At 36.3% G+C, this 2,171-nt stretch carries 3 protein-coding genes; 2 read left to right on the top strand and 1 reads right to left on the bottom strand.

Going from position 1 to position 2,171, the window contains the following annotated elements:
• The first annotated feature begins 678 nt into the window (after positions 1 to 678).
• Positions 679 to 1,608: a replication initiation protein RepM gene (gene repM / locus FTV32_RS16670; RefSeq protein ID WP_004871874.1), complete on the top strand. Its 930-nt coding sequence runs from the start codon at positions 679 to 681 to the stop codon at positions 1,606 to 1,608.
• Positions 1,605 to 1,901 carry a hypothetical protein gene (locus FTV32_RS16665; protein ID WP_032072979.1) on the top strand — a complete coding sequence of 99 codons (297 nt, stop codon included), beginning with the start codon at positions 1,605 to 1,607 and terminating at the stop codon, positions 1,899 to 1,901. The genes repM and FTV32_RS16665 overlap by 4 nt, the downstream gene beginning before the upstream one ends.
• Here FTV32_RS16665 and FTV32_RS16660 read toward each other — a convergent pair.
• A partial coding sequence (locus FTV32_RS16660) for a mobilization protein (protein WP_180012538.1) occupies positions 1,898 to 2,171 on the bottom strand: 274 nt, incomplete at its 5' end. The genes FTV32_RS16665 and FTV32_RS16660 overlap by 4 nt on opposite strands.

Genomic DNA, 2,171 nt, shown 5'->3' with positions numbered 1-2,171 from the left:
GTAGTTTCTAGTTGATAGCTCATCTTCCCCAAGGTGGGCTTTTTTTATGATTTTTCACGTTCCACGCCTATTCTTTGATCAATGTTTCACAACTTTGATTAGCTCCATTAAATAATTAAAACCTAGATAATAAGAACCGAGCGAGTGTCTACGAGCGATTGAGCATCATCAAAATTTCACGCTCGCCTTTTCTCTGATTACAAGCTCCCTTTCGATTTTAAACGGTAGGTACAGAGCATCCCGAATGGGTGCGAACTTTGGAGCTTTTGCTTTTCAAAAAGTATGAGCGAAGCGAATACATTACCAATGCTTTTGCTTTTAGATTTCACAAACAGGATTAACCAAAAACTGCCCCACGAAGCGAGGAACGAGCTTCAATAGAGTACGAGCTTTAGCGAGTACATAGGGCAGTTTTAAGCACTCCCCTCTCGAAAGGCTTTTAATTATTTTTAAAGCTTTTAATGCTTTTAGACAGGTTGAAACCCTTGTGTAGTAAGTGTTACAGACTATATAAACGGACATTTGCTCTTGTATAAACGGACATTTGCTCTTGTATAAACGGACATTTGCTCTTGTATAAACGGACATTTGCTCTTAATTAAAAGACATTATAAATATTGACCTTAAAAAGATATTAGATTACATTGTCCTTTAATTAGATAATAATAAGTTCTTCTTATGAAAAATAGTTTAGTCGTGAAAGATAATGCTCTAATAAATGCCAGTTACAACCTAGAGCTAACGGAACAACGTTTGATCATGCTAGCTATCATTAATGCTAGAGAATCGGGACAAGGAATCACTGCGGATAGTAAACTGGAAATACATGCTAGTGACTACGCCAAGCTATTCAATGTATCTGCCGATGCGTCATATAAAGCTTTGAGAGAAGCTGTAAATAATCTGTTTAATCGTCAATTTAGTTATACAGCCGAATATAAAAAAACAGGCAAAGTCGGCATTGTTCGATCTCGCTGGGTAAGCCGTATATTTTATGTAGATGACCTAGCATTGTTAGAAATTACTTTTGCTCCTGATGTAGTGCCTTTAATCACACGATTGGAAGAACACTTTACAAAATATGAAGCTAAACAAGTTGCTCACCTAACCAGTAAATACGCCACTAGGCTTTATGAATTGCTGATTGCTTGGCGTGAAGTTGGAAAAGTTCCACAACTAGAACTTAGTGAGTTTAGAAACAGATTAGGTCTTGTTGATAGTGAATACACCGCCATGAGTGACTTTAAAAAGCGTGTGCTTGAACCATCAATTAAACAAATTAATGAGCATACTGATATTACTGTAACGTATGAACAGCATAAAAAAGGACGGATCATTTCAGGTTTTTCTTTCAAATTTAAGCAAAAACAACAGCCAAAAGTTGAAGCAAAAAGAGATCCAAACACGCCTGATTTTTTTATAAAAATGACCGATGCACAACGCCATTTATTTGCGAATAAAATGTCAGAAATGCCTGAAATGGGGAAATATTCACAAGGTACAGAAAGCTACCAACAATTTGCTATTCGTATCGCTGATATGCTTTTAGAGCCTGAAAAATTCAGAGAGCTTTATCCAATTTTAGAAAAATCAGGATTTCAGCCATGATTAAATTAAATAACCTATCAACCGATCTAAAGCATGTGACCGTTGAATACCTCGACATCGTAAATTATGAAATTGCGAGGGAAAATATATGCGGTTATATCTTCCTATTATCCCGACTATCCAAAGATGCCGAACCCACCGAAAAAATGCAGATGGAAAGCAAAATACAGGACTTAATTTACTATCGGGATAATTTGCAGATAGAGGACAAAGACAATATTCAAAAGGTTTTAAATACGCTCATTCCCGAGTATCAAGCCGAACAGAATAACCAAACAGCTAAGAAAAATTAGGCTTCAATGTCGGGCAAATCAAAAAGCTGTCGATCTCTATTTTCTGTTAAATATTCGTTGAGTTCAGCGAGTATTTTTTCTTTATTGGCTTCATTTGCCTGCATTTTCTTAATCAAGTAAGAACCGAGCAAAATTTTACGCCGAGTATCATCCTTGCGCTCCTGTTCTTTCTTTTTGGTACGTTCTCTTGCTTCAATAGCCTGTTTCTGTGCTTTTAACTGTTTCAGCTTCTCTAACTGGGCTTCAATTTTCTTTTCGATATTTTCAGCA

The organism is Acinetobacter sp. YH16032 (assembly GCF_013417345.1).
Taxonomy (GTDB): Bacteria; Pseudomonadota; Gammaproteobacteria; order Pseudomonadales; family Moraxellaceae; genus Acinetobacter.
The sequence above is the reverse complement of the archived record's forward strand: the minus strand, read 5'-3'. Positions and strand labels throughout refer to the sequence as shown.